The sequence below is a fragment of the Sphingomonas rustica genome (genome assembly GCF_039652585.1).
Taxonomy (GTDB): domain Bacteria; phylum Pseudomonadota; class Alphaproteobacteria; order Sphingomonadales; family Sphingomonadaceae; genus Sphingomonas; species Sphingomonas rustica.
The window spans coordinates 314,005-329,575 of record NZ_JBDIZK010000002.1; the positions used below are offsets into that span (position 1 = coordinate 314,005).

Consider the following 15,571-nt stretch of genomic DNA (forward strand, 5'->3'; position numbering starts at 1 on the left):
CCGAGGATGCGCCTAGAAAGCGATCCGGAGCCCTCCCTTGACGGCATGGTCCTGTCCGGCGGTTCCGAGCACGCCGTCGTAGCTGACGGCGACCGAGATGTTGGGCGCCAGCCGGAAACGGGCATCGATGGTCGCGATGCCGGCGTTGCGCGACTGGGCGGCGCCCAGGATCGTGAACCGGTCGCCCCCCGCGAAGCGATGGACCCCGACCGGGTCGAGCGTGCCGAAGCCGTGTTGCCATCCGATCGAGCCTCCCATCGAGAAGGCTCCGGCCGATGCGGTCCTGAAGCGGACGCCGACGGTCGACACGGTGCTGTCCTCCCGGGCTCGCGCTGCCGACAGGGCCGCGGCGCCACCGCTTTCCGCCAGCGCCTCGGTCGTGACCCGCAACGTCGCGACGCTGGTGAAAGGTTCGACCTCACCGCCGCCGAGCGGCAGGCGATAACCGATTTCGGCAAAGCCCTGCAGCAGCGTCCCGTTGTAATCGGCGCTCGCCTTGTCGTCGAAGCCCGCGAAGGAAACGACGCGGCGGGTGTCGATATCGGCGCGGGCATAGCCGGCGCCGCCCTTGATCCGGAAGCCGCCGAAGCGGGCGCCGACATAGGCGAGGCCGTGGACGGTTTTCGCCGATCCGCTGCTGTCGCGCGCGCGGAGCGTGAGATCCGTATCGAGATATCCGCCTGCCAGACCGAGCGTGACGTTATCGCCCGCCGCGATGTCGGCCCCGATCAGGAAACCGGTCGTGTCGCGTCCGACCTCGGCAGCATTCCGGTCGCCGTCGCTGGTGCCCCAGTTGCCGAATGCCTGGCCCCATATCGCGCCGCCTGGCTTGTCATCGCTGAGCCGGGCGAGCACCGCGTTGCGCGGCAGGCGGCTGTCTTCCGACAGGACCGTCCGGACGGCGGGGTGGATTTCCCCCGAAAGCTGGTCGAACGCAGCCTGAGCTGCGGCGTCGGTCGGCAGCAACAGGAGCGCGTCCTTCACCGGATTGCCGTCGTCGAGGCTGTCTGCACCTGCGGCGGCTTGCTTCTGGTTCGGCGTCAGGCCGGCCTCCGCCAGATCGCGCAACTGAGCGAATTCGACGAAGGCGGTTGTCGCGTCATAGCCGTCGCGCAGCCCGGCAAATGCGGTGAGGAACTGGTCCGCGAAGTCGAACGTGCCGGTGAGCCCGCCCGTTGCCTCGACCACAACGTGCTTCCCATATAGCGTCAGCGGTTGCACCCGGTTGACGACGAGCAGGCTGCCTGGCTCGATCTCGAGCGATCCCGTCGTGCGGTAGCTGTCCGATCCCGTGGGCCCTCCGATATCCACCGCCAGCACCGATCCGGCCGAGAGGCTGGTGGTGGCCGAAGTCTGGATGCGGTCGCCAGTGCCGCCGTCGCGCAGGTCGATTCGGCCCAGATTGGTGAAGCGCTCGAGCCCCGACCAGCTGGTCGTCTCGGCGACCGCCCCGGAGGATCCGCCAAGGATAACGCCCGGTACGAAATTGGCGAGTTCGTCATTGGCACCCGAGAACAGACTGGTGCCGCCCGAGCCGTTCCAGGTCCCGGCATTTCCCATCAGGCTTTCGGCGCCCGATAGATCGACCGAGCCCAGCAGCGTTCCGATATTGCCGACGATGATCCTGGCGCCGCTCGCGGTGATCGCACGGAATGCCGCGCCCGAACTGTTGCGGATCGTGCCGTCGTTCACGATCCTGATGTCCCCGCCGCCGCTGGTCTCGGCGCGGATCGCCTGGATGTCACCCTGGACCAGGCCGCCGACCTGGATGAGCGTATCGCCGCCGCCGCTGTTGAAGGTCGAGATTCCGGCCGCCGCGCCACGGGCATTAGCCACCTCGATGTCGATGCCGGTGGCGGAGGGGCCGGCGAAGGCGCTGAGGCCCGTGCCTGCCGCTCCTGTCGCCTCGATCGTGCCGGTGGAAACGATCGAGACGCCGCCGGTGCCGCTGTTCGATGCAACCATTCCGGCATTGGTGCCGCGTACGTCGACCGCGACGATCCGCAGGTCGGTCCCGGTCGCTGCGTTGACGGCGTTGATGCCGACGCCGTCACCACCGATCACCGCCCCGGTCGCCTCGATCAGAGTCGCCCCGCTGCCCGAGTTCGCGGTGCGAATGCCGGTGGAACCGCCGGTGACGCCGGCGACCTGGACCGTGATGCCCTGACCCAGGGCATCGGTGCTGAGGTCGATGCCGTCTAACTCGCCCGATACCGGACCGGTCGCCAGCACACCGAGGGTGCCGGAGCCGCGATGGGTGACAGAAATGCCGTCCTCGCCGCCACTGACCGTGTTTGCCTCGATCCGCACGCTGCCGGTGCTCACTTCGGTATTCAGGTCGATGCCGTTCTCGGTTGCACCGGTCACCGCCCCTGTCGCGCGGAGGCGGATAAACCCGCTGCCGCTGTGGGCGACTTTCACGCCAGCTGTAGCGCCGGCCACGTTCACGACGTCGATCAGGATGTTATCGGCGCCGCCGCCGACGCCAATCGCGATGCCGTCATCGGCGGTACCGGTAACCATGCCCGTCGAGAGGATCTCCACCGACCCGGTGCCGAGATGGGTGCCGCTGACGCCGACCGTGCCGCTGACATCGGCCGTCCGGATCGACAGGTCGGTTGTCTCGGCATAGGCGGAGAAGTCGATCCCGATACCGCTATTGCCCGATACCGGACCCGAGGCGGAAATGCTGGTGGCGCCCGTCCCGTAGTTCGCCACCCGAATACCGCCTATGCCGCCGGTGACGGCTGCCGCGTCGACGCTGACAGATGTCGTCTGCGCGCCGCCCTCAACGATGATCCCGGTCTCTGCATCACCACTCGCAATTCCGTTCGACACGACCCGAATGAAGCCGGTGCCGTCATTGATTGCGCGAATGGCCGACACTCGGCCGTGGACGTCGGTCGACAGGATCGAGAGGTTCGTGCCCTGACTGCCAGTGCTGGCAGTAATGCCGTATCCACCGAGCCCCGATACCTGGCCTGCCGAGGTTACGATCGTCTCACCCAGACCAAGGTGGTGGGCCAGGATCCCATCTTGCCCGCCGCTGACCGTTTGCGCGCCGACGATCAAGTTCTGGGACGTCAGACCCGTGGCCGCATAGATGCCGGTACCGGTTTGGCCGGACACCGGCCCGGTTGCGTTCACGATCAGGTCGCCGCTTCCGGATTGCTCCGCGACGATCCCCGCCGTGGCGCCGCGAACTTCCGCGCTGGTCACGATCAGATCGCCTGCCGCCGCTTGCCCGTTGCGGGCGAAAATTCCCTGATCCGTGTCTCCCTCCACGAGACCGGTGGTGGTAACGCGCGTATTACCCAGACCCTCGTTGCGGACATAGATGCCATCCGCCACGCCTTGGACGGCGGCGGCGTCGACCGTCACGTCTGAACCGTCGGTGCCGTTCACGACCCGGATGCCGGAGCCATCGGTTGCGACCGCGACCGGCCCGGTGACCGACAGGCTGACGCTGCCGGTGCCGCTGCTCGAGATAGCGATTCCCTGGGTGCCGCCGATCACCGTTGCGAGATTTACGACGATGTCGGACGGACTGACGGTGAATTGACGGATGTCGACTGCCGTGCCGGCCAGCGACGCAATCGTGCCGGTTGCTGTCAGGTTCAGTGCCCCGGAGCCGGACCGGTCGATGGTGATCGCGTCCCCGATTGCAAAGACGTTCGACACTGAGAGCGATACATCGGCGCTACCGCTATCGGTAACGATAGCTACGCCATTGCCGCCGCTGTTCGTGATGGTGCCGGTCCAGACGACATTGAGCGCACCGGATCCATTGTTCTCCAGCCGCAGCGCCTGGGTGCCGGATGCGACGATGGCGCCATCGGAAAAGATGGTCAGGCCGCCGTCGCTCAGCCCGTTGTCGCCGGTCGAGACGAAGGCCACGCCCGCGCCTTTCAGCTCCGACGCCTGCAGGTCGGTATAGCTGACCATACCGTCACCGGTGACCTGCAGCGCGATCCCGTTGCCGTTGTCGGTGGTGTCCACCTGGAAACCCGGCGTGGTCACCACGACGGGATCGGGCCCGGTCAGCACCTGCGGGACGTCGGTCGAGCCGGAGCAGGTGAAGGTCTCGGGCGGCCCCTCGACGCACTGCGCCATCGCCGGGGAGGCGAGGGCAACCAGCCCGGCCGTGCCGGCGAGAAGCGCGAGGCGCATGTTCCTGCTGCGCCGTGTGCAATGCGGGGCATTCGGCGCGGCGGCGCCGTTCGATTTGATGGTCATGAAGCATCCTCCTGATTGGTGTCCGACCGCACCGCACCCGCGAAGGTCCCGCCATGTCGTGCCGGTGGATCGGACCGCCGCGCCCTAGGCCCGGAACGGCGCCGCGCTCAGGTGCAGCGGACGCCTCCGACCGGTGCACCGAAATGCAACGGGGTTGCATTTACCTTCCATCTGGTGAAGCTTTCGGATGGGAGAACAGCCATGTCGGATGACTTCGGCGAACGCCTCACGCTCGCGCTGAAAGCCCTGTCGATGAGCCGCGGCCGGCTCGCCTCCGAACTGGGCGTCGACAAGTCGCTCGTCGGCCGATGGGCGTCGGGCAGCGTCAAACCTTCTGCCCATAATCTGGAGCGGCTGACGCATTTGCTCGCGGCGAAGCGGCCGGGCCTGACCATGCTCGACTGGGAGAGCGACCCGGTCGAGTTCGCCCGCCAGTTCGGCGCATACGCGGCAAGCCTGAGCAGCGGCGAGCCGGGCCCTGGCGTGCTCTTGCCGTCGCAAGTCCTGGACGCCGTTCGGACGACAACCATGATGCGTGGCGAGGCCTATGAGGGGTTCTGGCGCGTCACCCATCCGGCAGTGATCGCGCCGGGCAAGTTCTTCCAGGAACACGGGATCATCCGCGTCGAGGCGGGAGGCTTGCTTCAGTTCCGGCTGGGCGGGCCGCAGGTCGACTATGCCGGCACGCTGCTCCCGATCGACGGGCAGGTGTTCGCGATAGCGACCGATTCGGTGCGGAACGTGCCGGCATTCCTGATCCTGAACATCGTCACAGTGCCCAAGCTGGTGGTGATGGACGGACTGCTGCTGACCGCGGGCAATGCGATGCGCAATCCATCCGCCTATCCGGTCGTTCTCGAGCGGATCGGCGACTTGTCGGGCGATCGCGACGCGGACGACGCGCGGGTCGCCGAGCTGATGGCAAGGCCCCAGTTCATCGACGACGAGTCGCTGATCTCCGAACCGATGCGCACGCATCTGCTGAGGGATTTCGGGCCGGCTGCCGCCATGGCCGGCCATGAGTTGCTGCTGACCGCCTCGCCGACGCCCAGCCTGTCGCGGATCGTGGCCTCGATCGGAGCGGGAGTATAATCCGCTTGATCGTCCTCCTCAGAAACGCTTGCGGATCGCCAGTCGAAGCGTTCGACCCAGCGGGTCGATTTCATCACGGGTGTAGCCGTCGGGCGTCTGCCCGTCGGCGAGGGTGACCCGGCGATAGCTGTTCGTCAGGTTGCGGACCTCGAGGCTGAAGCGGAGGTTCCGGAGCCAGGACGGGCCTTGCCCGGATCGCGTCGACCCGGCCGGTTCGAAGAAGCCCGCCAGGTTCAGTATCGCCGTCGAGCGGAAGCGGAACCGCGTGTTCCCGCCGCCGGCCAGCCGATTGTCGAGACGCGCGCCGGAATTCCAGTTGCCGCTGAGCGTAAGCCCGGCATTCGATCGGGCAACGGTCGCCTGAAGCGAAACCGAATGTCGCGACTGGCCCGAATCTCCGCCCAGCAGGTCGAGGACTGGCAGGCCGGGGCGGATCAGCAGTTCGTTCCTGAGGCGCCATAGATGCGTCAGCGAGACGCCGATCTGGAGCGGGGCGGAAATCGGACCGGTCGCTCCGGGCCGGTGCGGGCGGGACCCGAGACGCAGGGCGATCCCCGATGTCAGTTCGGCACGGTCGTCCCGGGCGATGTTGATCGCCCGCGCATCGACCGCGACGAGCGTGCCGCCGGCGTCGCGCGTCACCCGCTCGGGAAAGGCCGCCTCGATCGCGGGCGTCAGTTCGGGGAAGGGGGCGGTCCCGTCGGTCGCGTGGGTCGCGCGATAGCCGAAATTCACCGTCAGACGCTGGTCCGCCAAAGGGCGGATCAGCGCGGCGAGCAGCAGGCTTTGCCTGCGGCCGCGGTTCAGCGCGGGATTGCCGCCGACGGTCCAGGCGACGTCGACGGATTCCTGGCGGACAAAGTCGAACAGGCGATTGACCGTGACGATCGGCGCGCCGTCGAGTTGATCGACGGTCGGTGCAGTTTCGGTTCGATCGATGACCGCGCGAAGCTGAACGATAGGAAATGGCGTCCAGGTTAGGCCGCCGCCGGCCCGGCCCTGCGTCCCGCTTCCCGACTGAACCTGGCCACCGGCATAGAGCTCCACAGCGATATCGCCGAGCGGCGCAGGCCCGGCGGCGGTGCTGCGCGACAGGGGGAGGGCGATCGAAAGCTGGCCGTCCGCCTGGCTTCGCGCGCGACGTACGGAAGGGCCTGTGGGATCGGCGCTCAGGGACGTCCGGTTCCAGGAGGCGTTGCGTCCGGCATTTGCCGCGACCGTCACCGTCGCTGGCCCGGCGGGCAGGTCGAACATCGTCTTGCCGCCGGTCAGCCGTCCCGTCAGTCGCTCGCTGCGCGAGCTGTTCGTGCTGGAGGCGAGGAGCCGCGCGTCCCACGGGCCATAGGGATCCAAACCGGCGGGGCCGTCGCGCAGGAGCGCCTGCGCCCGAGGCGTGTCGATGCCGAGTTCGAGCAGGCTCTCACTGTCCGCCTTGGCATAGCCGATCGACGCAGCGGTCTGCCATCCCGCGATCCGACCCGTCAGTCCGAGAGTGGCCCCGATGCTGTTCGAACGATTGCGGTTCTGCAGCGCGCGGGTGCCGTCCAGTGGACGGGTCAGCAGCACATCGGCCTCGAACGGCGACCAGAGACTGCTGGCGGGGAGGGTGATCGAGGTCATCGGCAGGCCCCGCTGCCCGTCGCTGCGGCTGCTGCCAGCATTCAGGCTGAGCGACGCCGAGAAGGCGCCGATCGGTCGGGTGACGCCCGCCGCCAGCGACAGGCTTTGTCGGGCGGGGAGCAGCGTCTCGAACGCGTTGGGATCGACGGTCGATCGCCGATTGGCCGTCGCGATGAAATCGGCGAGCTGCGGACTGTCGGCTGTTGCCGCTGGAATTGCCGCAGAGGTCACGGGAAACCCGGCCGCCTCGCTCAAGGCGGGATCGAGTTCGCCGGAGCCGATGCCCGTGACGAAGCCGACGCTGTCATATGCGCCGGGCATGCGGGGAACGGCGCGCGCCTGTTTCAGCAATGCGCCGTCGCGGGCGATGCGCGCCTGCACATTCCACCGCGTCGCGCCCGCGATAGACACCCGTCCGGCCGAGAGTTCTCCGCCATATTGCCCACCCGCGGTCGCACCGTTCAGCCCGGCCTCGACCGTGATGGCGGAAAACCGCTTCTTCAGGACCAGGTTCACCACCCGCCGTCCGGAGGGGTATCCATAGCGAGATGCCGCGTCCGGTTTCAGGACGGCGACGCGACTGAGCGCTTCGGGCGGATAGGACAGGACCGAGCGATCGCCTTCCGCCGGGCGGCCGTTGATCAGCAGCACCGGTTCGTCCTCGGCCGAGCTCCCGGGGGCGATGAATGGCTTCAGCCTGTCGAGCACCTCCTGGACGGTGTCGGCGCCCTGGCCGGCAATCTCGTCCTCGGCGAACTCGCTCTCGGCCGGGGTCAGGGCCTCGCCATATCGCTGGCCCGTCACGATGATTTCGTCGGGGGCGGGAGCGGGGCTGCCGGTCGGCGCTGGCGGATCGGTTTGCGCATTGGCATGGAGACAGGGCAGCCAGGCCAGCAGGCACGAGGCGGGCACGAGCATGCGCGCGGCTGTCGCAGCACGCAGGGACCCTGCCATCATCGTCCGCGTCTCACCACAGCATCCCCGTGATCGCCCCTGCAAGTCTCGGGCACCGACGACAAGGGTGCAACGCAATGACCGCGACCGGAAGCGAAGGCGCGATCGGCCGCGCAGCGAAGGAAGCGGGCGCACCTTGCCGGTGCGCCCGCCAGTCGTGGGTCGGGAGTATCAGCTACCGTCAGTTCAGAACGCGTAGCCTTCGACGGTGCAGGGCGGGCCAGCGGTCTTCGCCGGCAGGAAGCTGCTGATCGTGAGCGTGGAGCCATCCCAGGTGCCGCTGATGTCGCCATAGCAGTCGCCGATCGTGATCGTGGTCACGTCCACATTGTGGAAGGTGAACACGCCGCCGACATAGCTGGTGGTGTAGGGCTGGCTGTTGAACTGCAGCGCGGCGCAGTTCGTGTCGCCCGGGGTCAGCGCGATCGTACCGGTATTGGTGCTCGAGTTCGCGGTGATGGTGAGGTCGCAGGTCACGGTGATGCCCTTGGTCGCCACGACCACGCCCGTCAGCGTGCCGTTCGGCGCCGTCTGCGCCATGGCGGCCGTGCCGATACAGGCCGAACCTGCAAGCGCGGACAAGGTCAATGCGACCTTCGCAAGTCTATTCATGTCCATCTCCTGATTAGTTCTTATTTTAGCGCCAGAAGTCTCTTGCGCGACTCAGTACATACTACGCATTATTCAATAATGCGAATCGTATGCATGATATTTTAATGCCATATTGGTCCTAGAATCGCTTGGTGACATTGAAGCCAATGATCCTCGGGTCGAGCGTGAAGACGTTAGTGGTGAGGCCGGTATCATCGGCATTGGTGAAGAAGTCGGTGATGGGTGCATCGTCGAGCAGGTTCTTGACGTACAGCTGGAAGGTGACGTCCGACGCGGGGCGTGTCAGCGTGACCGCCAAGTTGATATTGTCCCAGGCGCGCAGCCGGTCGTAGGCGGTGTTGAATACGCGCGCATAACTTTCCGATTGACGATAATAATCGCCACGAAACGTCAGTTCCCAATCATTCGAGTCGAGGAAGAATGTGTATTGCGCGCCGACATTCACGGTCCAGCGCGGGGCATTGGGAAGTTCGTTTCCGGTCAGGTCTGCGGAAAAACCGCGGCCGCCATTCGGCGCGCCGCTGCCGCCCTGCGCGATATTCAGTCCGACCGTATCGGGATTGTAGGGTGCGAGCGGATCATAGGTGAAGCCATAGGTGTTGTAGAGCTTGAACTTGCTTTCCACCGCCGGATTATAGGTGCCGACGCGGGTCGCACCGGGGCACAAGGCCGCCAGCGCGATCTCGTTGTTTGCCGGCAGCAGTCGTTCGACGAGCACCCGCGGCGCGATGCAGTTGGAGGGTACCTGCAGCCAGGGGCGTAACACCACCCAGTCGGAATCGCCCTGGGTCCGGTCCATGACGTCGATCGATTGCGAACCACGCTTCAACCGGGTCTTGAGCAGGCCGAAATTGGCATCGATCCGGAACGCGCGCGACGGCCGCCACGCCGCCTCGAACTCCAGGCCCATGCTGGTGGCGCCGAAATTCTCGTTGAACGCGATCCGGTCGACGATCTGCGAGATCTGATAGTCCTTGTAGTCGTAGAAGAAGCCGGTGGCGTTGAACGTCAGGCGGCCGCCGTCGAAGCTGTTCTTCATTCCGATCTCGAACGCATTGACGAACTCGGGCCGGAAGGTCTGTGGCAGGAATTGATACTGGACGATCGCGGGATTGAAATCGACGCGCGGCGGATTGGTGCCGCCGCCCTTGTAGCCGCGCGATGCCGAGGCATAGACGAGCGTGTCGTCGGTAAAGCCGAGCGTCGGCTTCCAGTCGAGCACTGCCCGGCCGGTGAATTCGCCCCAGCGCTGGCGGATATCGGGCAGCGCCGGATATCCGCTGTTCACCCGGCCGCCGGTCGTGTCGCCGGGGAATGGCGTCTCGGTCCCGCCGGCAAGCAGCAGCTGGCTCGGGATCTGGGTCGAGATCTTCTCGTCGCGCGTGTAGCGCACGCCGAGCGTCAGCTTCAGGTTGGAGGCGAATTTCCAATAGAGTTCGCCGAACCCGGCCCAGCTGCGGATGCGGATGCCGTTCTGGCTCAGAAAATAGTTATGCCCCTGGTTGTCGAGGCTGGAGAGGGGATTGCGATCGACATAGGGGCATTCCCGTGCCTCGTAACCGAGCTCGCACGGGCGTGTGGTATTCAGCGCCCCGTTTCGGCTGTAATACCAGTCGGCGATCAGGGTGAACATATTGTTGAAGACGTAATAATCGTCCTGAGACTTGAAGTTCAGGTAATTCACGCCGACGTTGAAATTGACCGGGCCGTCATAGCTCGATTGAAGCCGGAATTCCTGAGACCACTGCTCGTTGCGGGAGCGGCTGAGGTCGATCGACACCATCCGGTCGGAGCAGCCGAGCTGGGGATCGCAATATTGGCCACCGGGCGTGGGGCCGGGGTAGAGTGTCGTGTCGATCCGCTGGCCGAGGACGGTCAGCAGTTCCTGCGTGGAATCGTTGAAGATCGGGTTGCTGACGAACCGGTTATAGTCCTGGCTGGAATAATAGCGGTCGCGCGAATAGGCGCTCTGGGAGACGAACTGCAGTCCCTCGGCCGGTTCGAACTCCAGGTTGAGCTGGTACACATCGTTGCGGGCGCGGAACACCGGATCGTAGCTGGTCGAGATCTCGCGAAGATCGCGCGACTGGGTGACGCCGGCAAAGGGGTCGCCGTCACGCAATATGTTGACGCGGGGACCGCCGCGCCCGTCGGGACGATTGGGATTGCGCTGAAAGCCCAGCAGGATGTCGGCGGGTACCTTGAGATAGACCAGGCTGCGGCCATTGGGCACGCCGTACGCGGCATCGTCATAGAGCGATCCGGGCAGACAGCCCTGGCTCAGCTTGCCGCGCAGGCTGGCGTTGGGAACGGTGACGTTGCCGACCTTTTCCGGCCCCGGATCGTTAGTGCACAGCTGCTTGCCGGTGCGCGAGCGGTTGTCGTCCTCTTCGAAATGCTGCCAGATCGCGCTGGCACGGAACCGGTCGCTCGGTTCCCACAGGATGCTGGCGCGTCCCGCCCACAGGTCGCGGCCGTTCACGCGCTTCTGGGTGAAGCTGTTATAATCGAAGCCGTCGCGCTTGGTCCATGCGCCCGCGACCCGCACCGCCAGCGTGTCCCCCAGCGGCACGTTGAGCATCCCGTTGATCCGGGTGGTCGAGTAATTGCCGACTTCGCCGCGAAGCTCGCCCTCGAACTCCTGGCTGGGCAGGGCGGGGAGCATGTTGACCACGCCGGCGGTCGCGTTGCGGCCGTAGAGCGTTCCTTGCGGGCCACGCAGCACCTCGACCCGGGCGACGTCGAAGAATTCCGCCTCGAACAGCCGGTTACGCACCAGCGGCGTATTGTTGAAGCTGACCGCCACCGCGGGGTCGCTCGACGCGGAGATCGCCTTCGTCCCGATCCCGCGGATCGAGAAATTGTACATGCTGAAATTGCTTTTCGAGAAGCTGACATTGGGGATCGCCCGCAGCAGTTCCGAGCCCCCCTCGATCTTGCGTTCGTTCAGCGCCTCGCTCGAAAAGGCCGAGACGGCGATCGGTACGTCGCGGATCGACTCTTCGCGTTTCTGCGCGGTCACGACGATCTCGGTCGGCTGCTCGTCCTGCACGTCCTGGCGTTCCTGTCCGCCCGAGGTCGCATCGACGGCATAGGTGGGCGTCTGAGCCGAGGATATCCGGGTCTGTGGCGAGGGTGGCGACACGGCGCCGCCGGCCGAGGCCGGTTCCTCGGCAGGCAGGACCACATAGGTCTTGGTCCCGGTCCGCCGGGCCGACAGGCCGGTTCCGCTCAGCAATGCCTTAAGGGCATGATCGACGGTCATCTCGCCGCGCACCGCCGAAGTGCGCTTTCCCTTGGTGAACTTGCGCGCCGCGATGATCTGGATATCGCCCTGGTTGCCCAAGGCGACCACGCCCGTTTCCGCTGCCTGAGCCGAGACGTCGAAGCTGCGCATCTGCGCCATGGCCGGCATCGCAGCCATCACCGCGACGCACGCACTTCCCCCCATCAGGGCGAAGCGCCCTTTCCCGATCCCCATTATTATCCTCTCCCTTGCGAACCTTTTGGTCCGCTGTTCAAGAAGAGTCCCGGTCGGGATTTTTCCTTTTATTTTCTTTTGCGACCGACCCGAACTTCAGTCGGATCGCTGAAGTCGACGGGCACGTTCAGGCTGTCGCGCACTGCCATCGCGAACCCTTCGAGATCGTCGGTGCGCAGGATGCCGTCGAACGTCTCGCCGCCGATCGCCGGATCGGCGATCACCAGTCGCCGGTGATTATAGCGGTTGAACTCCGCCGCCGCCTCGGCGAGCGTCACGCCCGACAGGTCGATCTTGCCCTCGCGCCAGGCCAGCGCACGGTAGACGCTCGTCGCGTCGGCCGGGCTTCGCGTGATCGAGGCATCGTCCGCGATATAGGCATGTTCGCCCGCGGCGATCCGGATGTGCCTTGCCTGGCCCTCGCCGGACCACGCCTCGACGACGCCTTCGGTCACGAAGATATCCGCGCCGCGGTCGCGCCGTCGTACGGCGAATGCCGTGCCGACCGCTTGGACCCGGACCGGCCCTGCCTCGACGATGAAGGGACGGCCGGGATCCTTCGCCACCTGGAACCAGAGTTCGCCGCGGTCGATCCGGACGCTTCGCCGGTTCGGCTCCAGATCGACGGTCGCCAGGCTGCCCGTGTTGATCGCCATCGTCGATCCGTCGGCCAGCGGAACGCGGCGTATTTCCCCGATCTCGGTTTCGTATCGCGGCAGGCGGTCGACCAGCAGCAGGGTGCCGATCAGGGACGCCGCGATCGCGGCACCGCCACCGATCAGGAAGCGCCGCCGTCCCGCGGCGCGGAGGGGGACGTGATCATCAGCGGAGAGCGGGCGTACGGCGTGGCCGGCACCGGCCATGTCCCGGTCCAGCGTCGCCCATGCCGCCTGAGCCTGCAGCAATGCTCCCGAACGTCGCGGATCGCCTGCAAGCCAGCGGTCCAGCGCCGATTCCAGGGCGTCGTCCCAGCTTGCGCCGTCCATCCGCGCGACCCAGCCCGCGGCCTCATGCTCGATCTGCGATGCCGGCTCGCGAGTCACAGGCGGCCTCGCGGCAGGGCATCGTTCGCGTTGAGGCGAATGTCGATGCGGCTGTCCTGATCTCGCCACACGCGCAGGATCGCCCGGACCCCCTGATGGACATCATTCTCGACGACGCTTTCGCTCACGCCGATCCGCCGGGCGATCTCCTTTTGCGACAGGCCCTCGATCTTGCGCATCTCGACGATCCGCCGGCAGCGATCGGGCAGGCCGGCCATCACCGCCTGCAATCGCGCATAGTCGAGACGACCGGCCGCCTCGCGTTCGGGCGACGGGCTGTCGTCGATCGCATAGGACTCGATCTCAGCGATCATCTCGATCGACACGATCCGGGTCCGCTTGATGCGGCGCAGCAGCAGGTTGCGCACGATCGAGAAGAAATAGGCGTCGGGCCGGTCGATATGATCGACCCGGTCGAGCGAGGCGAGGCGGCAATAGGCTTCCTGGACGATGTCATCGATATCTTCCTGAGACACGCGCGCGCGGCCAAGCCATGACCGGACCGCGCCCTCGTGGGGGATCACGGTGTCGGCCACCCATGCCGCCAGTCGCCGGCGGCGTTCGATACTCGCCCCGCTTCCCGTGGTTCCTCTCCTATCGCGCGGCGTTTATGCCGTCAGTCATCCCAGAGACGCGGCGCGCAGATTTCCTTTTTTCCGCTGTGTCGGCAAGGCGGTTTTCCGATGGCGGAGCGCGCCCTTGCGAAGACGAAGGAACTGCCGGATCGGCCTGCTTCGACTGCCCCAGCGACTATCGCAGCGGTCAGCGATACAGCGCCTGCGCGTCGCGCTTGAAGTCGCCGCCGCTGTCGGTGCGGCTGTAGAACATGTGCCCGCCGGCATAGACGCGGAGTGCCACGCGCTCCTGCCGGCCAAAGGCGGGCATCTGGTCGATGATCAGCCGCGACGCGAAAAACGGGCAGGACAGGTCGTCCCACCCGTGGACGATCAACACGTGCATCTTGGGGTCGGCGGCGATCGCCTTGCGCAGGTCGGTGACCGGCGTGTCGGCGGGCTTGCCGCGATCCCACGCCTCGTTCACCTCATAGGACAGCGCATAATAGCGCGCGTCGGTCTTCCACCCCACTTCGCGCGTCATGAAATCGACGGCGGCACTGGTCGTGGGCGCGATGAGCGCGTCTAGCAGCGGGTCGTTCGAGCGTTGCTGCGGCGACCATGGAAAGGGGTCGAACGCGGTGACGTTCGAGTCATAGACGCTGCCGATCGTTCCGTCGTCGCGGCGAAGCTCGCGCAGGAAGGTACGGCTGTCGACCCTCCCGCCCAGACGCCTGACCAGCGCCGGGTCGAGCCCGGTGAGTTCGGTCACCCGCTGGACGATGCGGCCGGTCGCGTCGGGGTCGGATCGTCCGCGCAGCAGGTCGCGTGCGAAATCGCCTCGTGTATAGACCTCGACCTCGGCCATGGCTGCCGGCGTCAGCCGTCCCTGGCGCTCCAGATTCGCGGCCGCCATCGACGGCAGGTCGATCATCCATGGCAGCGGCGAAAGCGCGGTGGCATCGTCACCTGATGCGGGGTCGAGATAGGGCGAAACCATGACAAGTCCGTTGACGCCCACGCCGATCTGCGACTGGAGCTCGTAGGCGATGCGCGGCGCGCGATAGCCGCCATAGCTTTCGCCCATCAGATATTTGGGCGAGCGCAGCCGCCCCTCCTTCACCAGCCAGTCGAACACCACCTTCGACAGGTAACGGATGTCGGGATCATTGCCGTAGAAGGCCTTCTTGGTCTCGGCCTCGTCGACGAGGCTGCGGCTGAAACCGGTGCCGATCGGATCGATGAAGACCAGGTCGGTGAAATCGAGCCAGCTGTTGGGATTGTCGGTCGCGATCGGCGCGTCCGAGGGCGCATCGCCCTGCGCGCCGAACTGGACCCGCTTCGGCCCGACCGCACCATAGTTGAGGTATACCGACGAAGCACCCGGACCGCCGTTGAACGCGAAGGTGACGGGACGGCCGGGTCCTGCGCCCGGCACGGTATAGGCGGTGTAGACGACCTCGCCGATCACCTTGCCCTTGGGATCGCGGACGGGAACATGCCCGATGGTCGCGGTGTAGTTGATGACGCGCCCGCCGATCCGCGCCGACTGCCTGATGCTCTTGTCGTCGGGCAGCGGCGGCAGCTTGATATCGCCATCCTCCTTCTTCGCGACCGTCGTGGTGGTCTTGGAGTCCTGGGCCTGGACGACCGAGGGAAGGAGCACGACCGAAAGCGCGGCGATCAGGCGAAGGAACACGGCATCATACTCCTGGAGGCGTCCACGCCTTGTCGCAGCGCCCGGGTTTCCGCGCAATGCGCAATGATATGGTGTCTCAGGAGAGGCGGATCGGCAGATCCCTGGCGCGACCCTTGCCGGGCAGTTCGTGTACAACGCGCAAAGGTGGCGTCATCGGAGGCCCGACGGATGCTCGCCAGAAGTAATGGGCGGAATGGTGGACGCACTTGGGCTCGAACCAAGGACCCGCTGATTAAGAGTCAGCTGCTCTACCAACTGAGCTATGCGTCCATTCCGGGGC

Annotated in this window: 8 protein-coding genes and 1 tRNA gene; 1 reads left to right on the top strand and 8 read right to left on the bottom strand. The window is 66.1% G+C overall.

Annotated features, from left to right (window positions below; genetic code table 11):
- Positions 1 to 12: 12 nt before the first annotated feature.
- Positions 13 to 4,236, bottom strand: coding sequence for an autotransporter domain-containing protein (locus TPR58_RS04420; RefSeq protein WP_346245406.1), 4,224 nt, complete (start codon positions 4,234 to 4,236; stop codon positions 13 to 15).
- Between the two features lie 201 nt (positions 4,237 to 4,437).
- Between TPR58_RS04420 and TPR58_RS04425 the strand changes: the two genes are divergently transcribed.
- Entirely contained in the window at positions 4,438 to 5,328 is an 891-nt protein-coding gene (locus TPR58_RS04425) for a helix-turn-helix domain-containing protein (RefSeq protein ID WP_346245407.1), read from the top strand.
- Positions 5,329 to 5,346: 18 nt separating this feature from the next.
- On the opposite strand, the gene TPR58_RS04430 is transcribed toward TPR58_RS04425, so the two are convergent.
- The 7 genes from TPR58_RS04430 to TPR58_RS04460 form a co-directional block, all read right to left on the bottom strand.
- Positions 5,347 to 7,866, bottom strand: coding sequence for a porin family protein (locus TPR58_RS04430; RefSeq protein ID WP_346245408.1), 2,520 nt, complete (start codon positions 7,864 to 7,866; stop codon positions 5,347 to 5,349).
- Between the two features lie 222 nt (positions 7,867 to 8,088).
- A complete protein-coding gene (locus tag TPR58_RS04435) occupies positions 8,089 to 8,514 on the bottom strand; it encodes a hypothetical protein (protein ID WP_346245409.1) in 426 nt (141 codons plus the stop codon).
- A gap of 118 nt (positions 8,515 to 8,632) precedes the next feature.
- Positions 8,633 to 11,995 (bottom strand): TonB-dependent receptor, encoded by a 3,363-nt coding sequence (locus tag TPR58_RS04440; protein ID WP_346245410.1) that lies wholly within the window; start codon positions 11,993 to 11,995, stop codon positions 8,633 to 8,635.
- A gap of 68 nt (positions 11,996 to 12,063) precedes the next feature.
- Positions 12,064 to 13,038, bottom strand: a complete 975-nt coding sequence (locus TPR58_RS04445; protein WP_346245411.1) for a FecR family protein — start codon at positions 13,036 to 13,038, stop codon at positions 12,064 to 12,066.
- On the bottom strand, positions 13,035 to 13,574 hold the full coding sequence (locus TPR58_RS04450) for an RNA polymerase sigma factor (RefSeq protein ID WP_346245412.1): 540 nt from the start codon (positions 13,572 to 13,574) through the stop codon (positions 13,035 to 13,037). Before TPR58_RS04450 ends, TPR58_RS04445 begins: the two co-directional genes overlap by 4 nt.
- 226 nt (positions 13,575 to 13,800) lie before the next feature.
- Positions 13,801 to 15,291, bottom strand: a complete 1,491-nt coding sequence (locus tag TPR58_RS04455) for a S10 family peptidase (RefSeq protein ID WP_346245413.1) — start codon at positions 15,289 to 15,291, stop codon at positions 13,801 to 13,803.
- Between the two features lie 194 nt (positions 15,292 to 15,485).
- Positions 15,486 to 15,561: transfer RNA gene (locus tag TPR58_RS04460), tRNA-Lys, on the bottom strand.
- Between the last annotated feature and the right edge of the window lie 10 nt (positions 15,562 to 15,571).

Coding starts and splice junctions, on each gene's coding strand:
- TPR58_RS04420 (WP_346245406.1), bottom strand. CDS start 4,236: ATGACCATCAAATCGAACGGCGCCGCCGCGCCGAATGCCCCGCATTGC.
- TPR58_RS04425 (WP_346245407.1), top strand. CDS start 4,438: ATGTCGGATGACTTCGGCGAACGCCTCACGCTCGCGCTGAAAGCCCTG.
- TPR58_RS04430 (WP_346245408.1), bottom strand. CDS start 7,866: ATGCTCGTGCCCGCCTCGTGCCTGCTGGCCTGGCTGCCCTGTCTCCAT.
- TPR58_RS04435 (WP_346245409.1), bottom strand. CDS start 8,514: ATGAATAGACTTGCGAAGGTCGCATTGACCTTGTCCGCGCTTGCAGGT.
- TPR58_RS04440 (WP_346245410.1), bottom strand. CDS start 11,995: ATGGGGATCGGGAAAGGGCGCTTCGCCCTGATGGGGGGAAGTGCGTGC.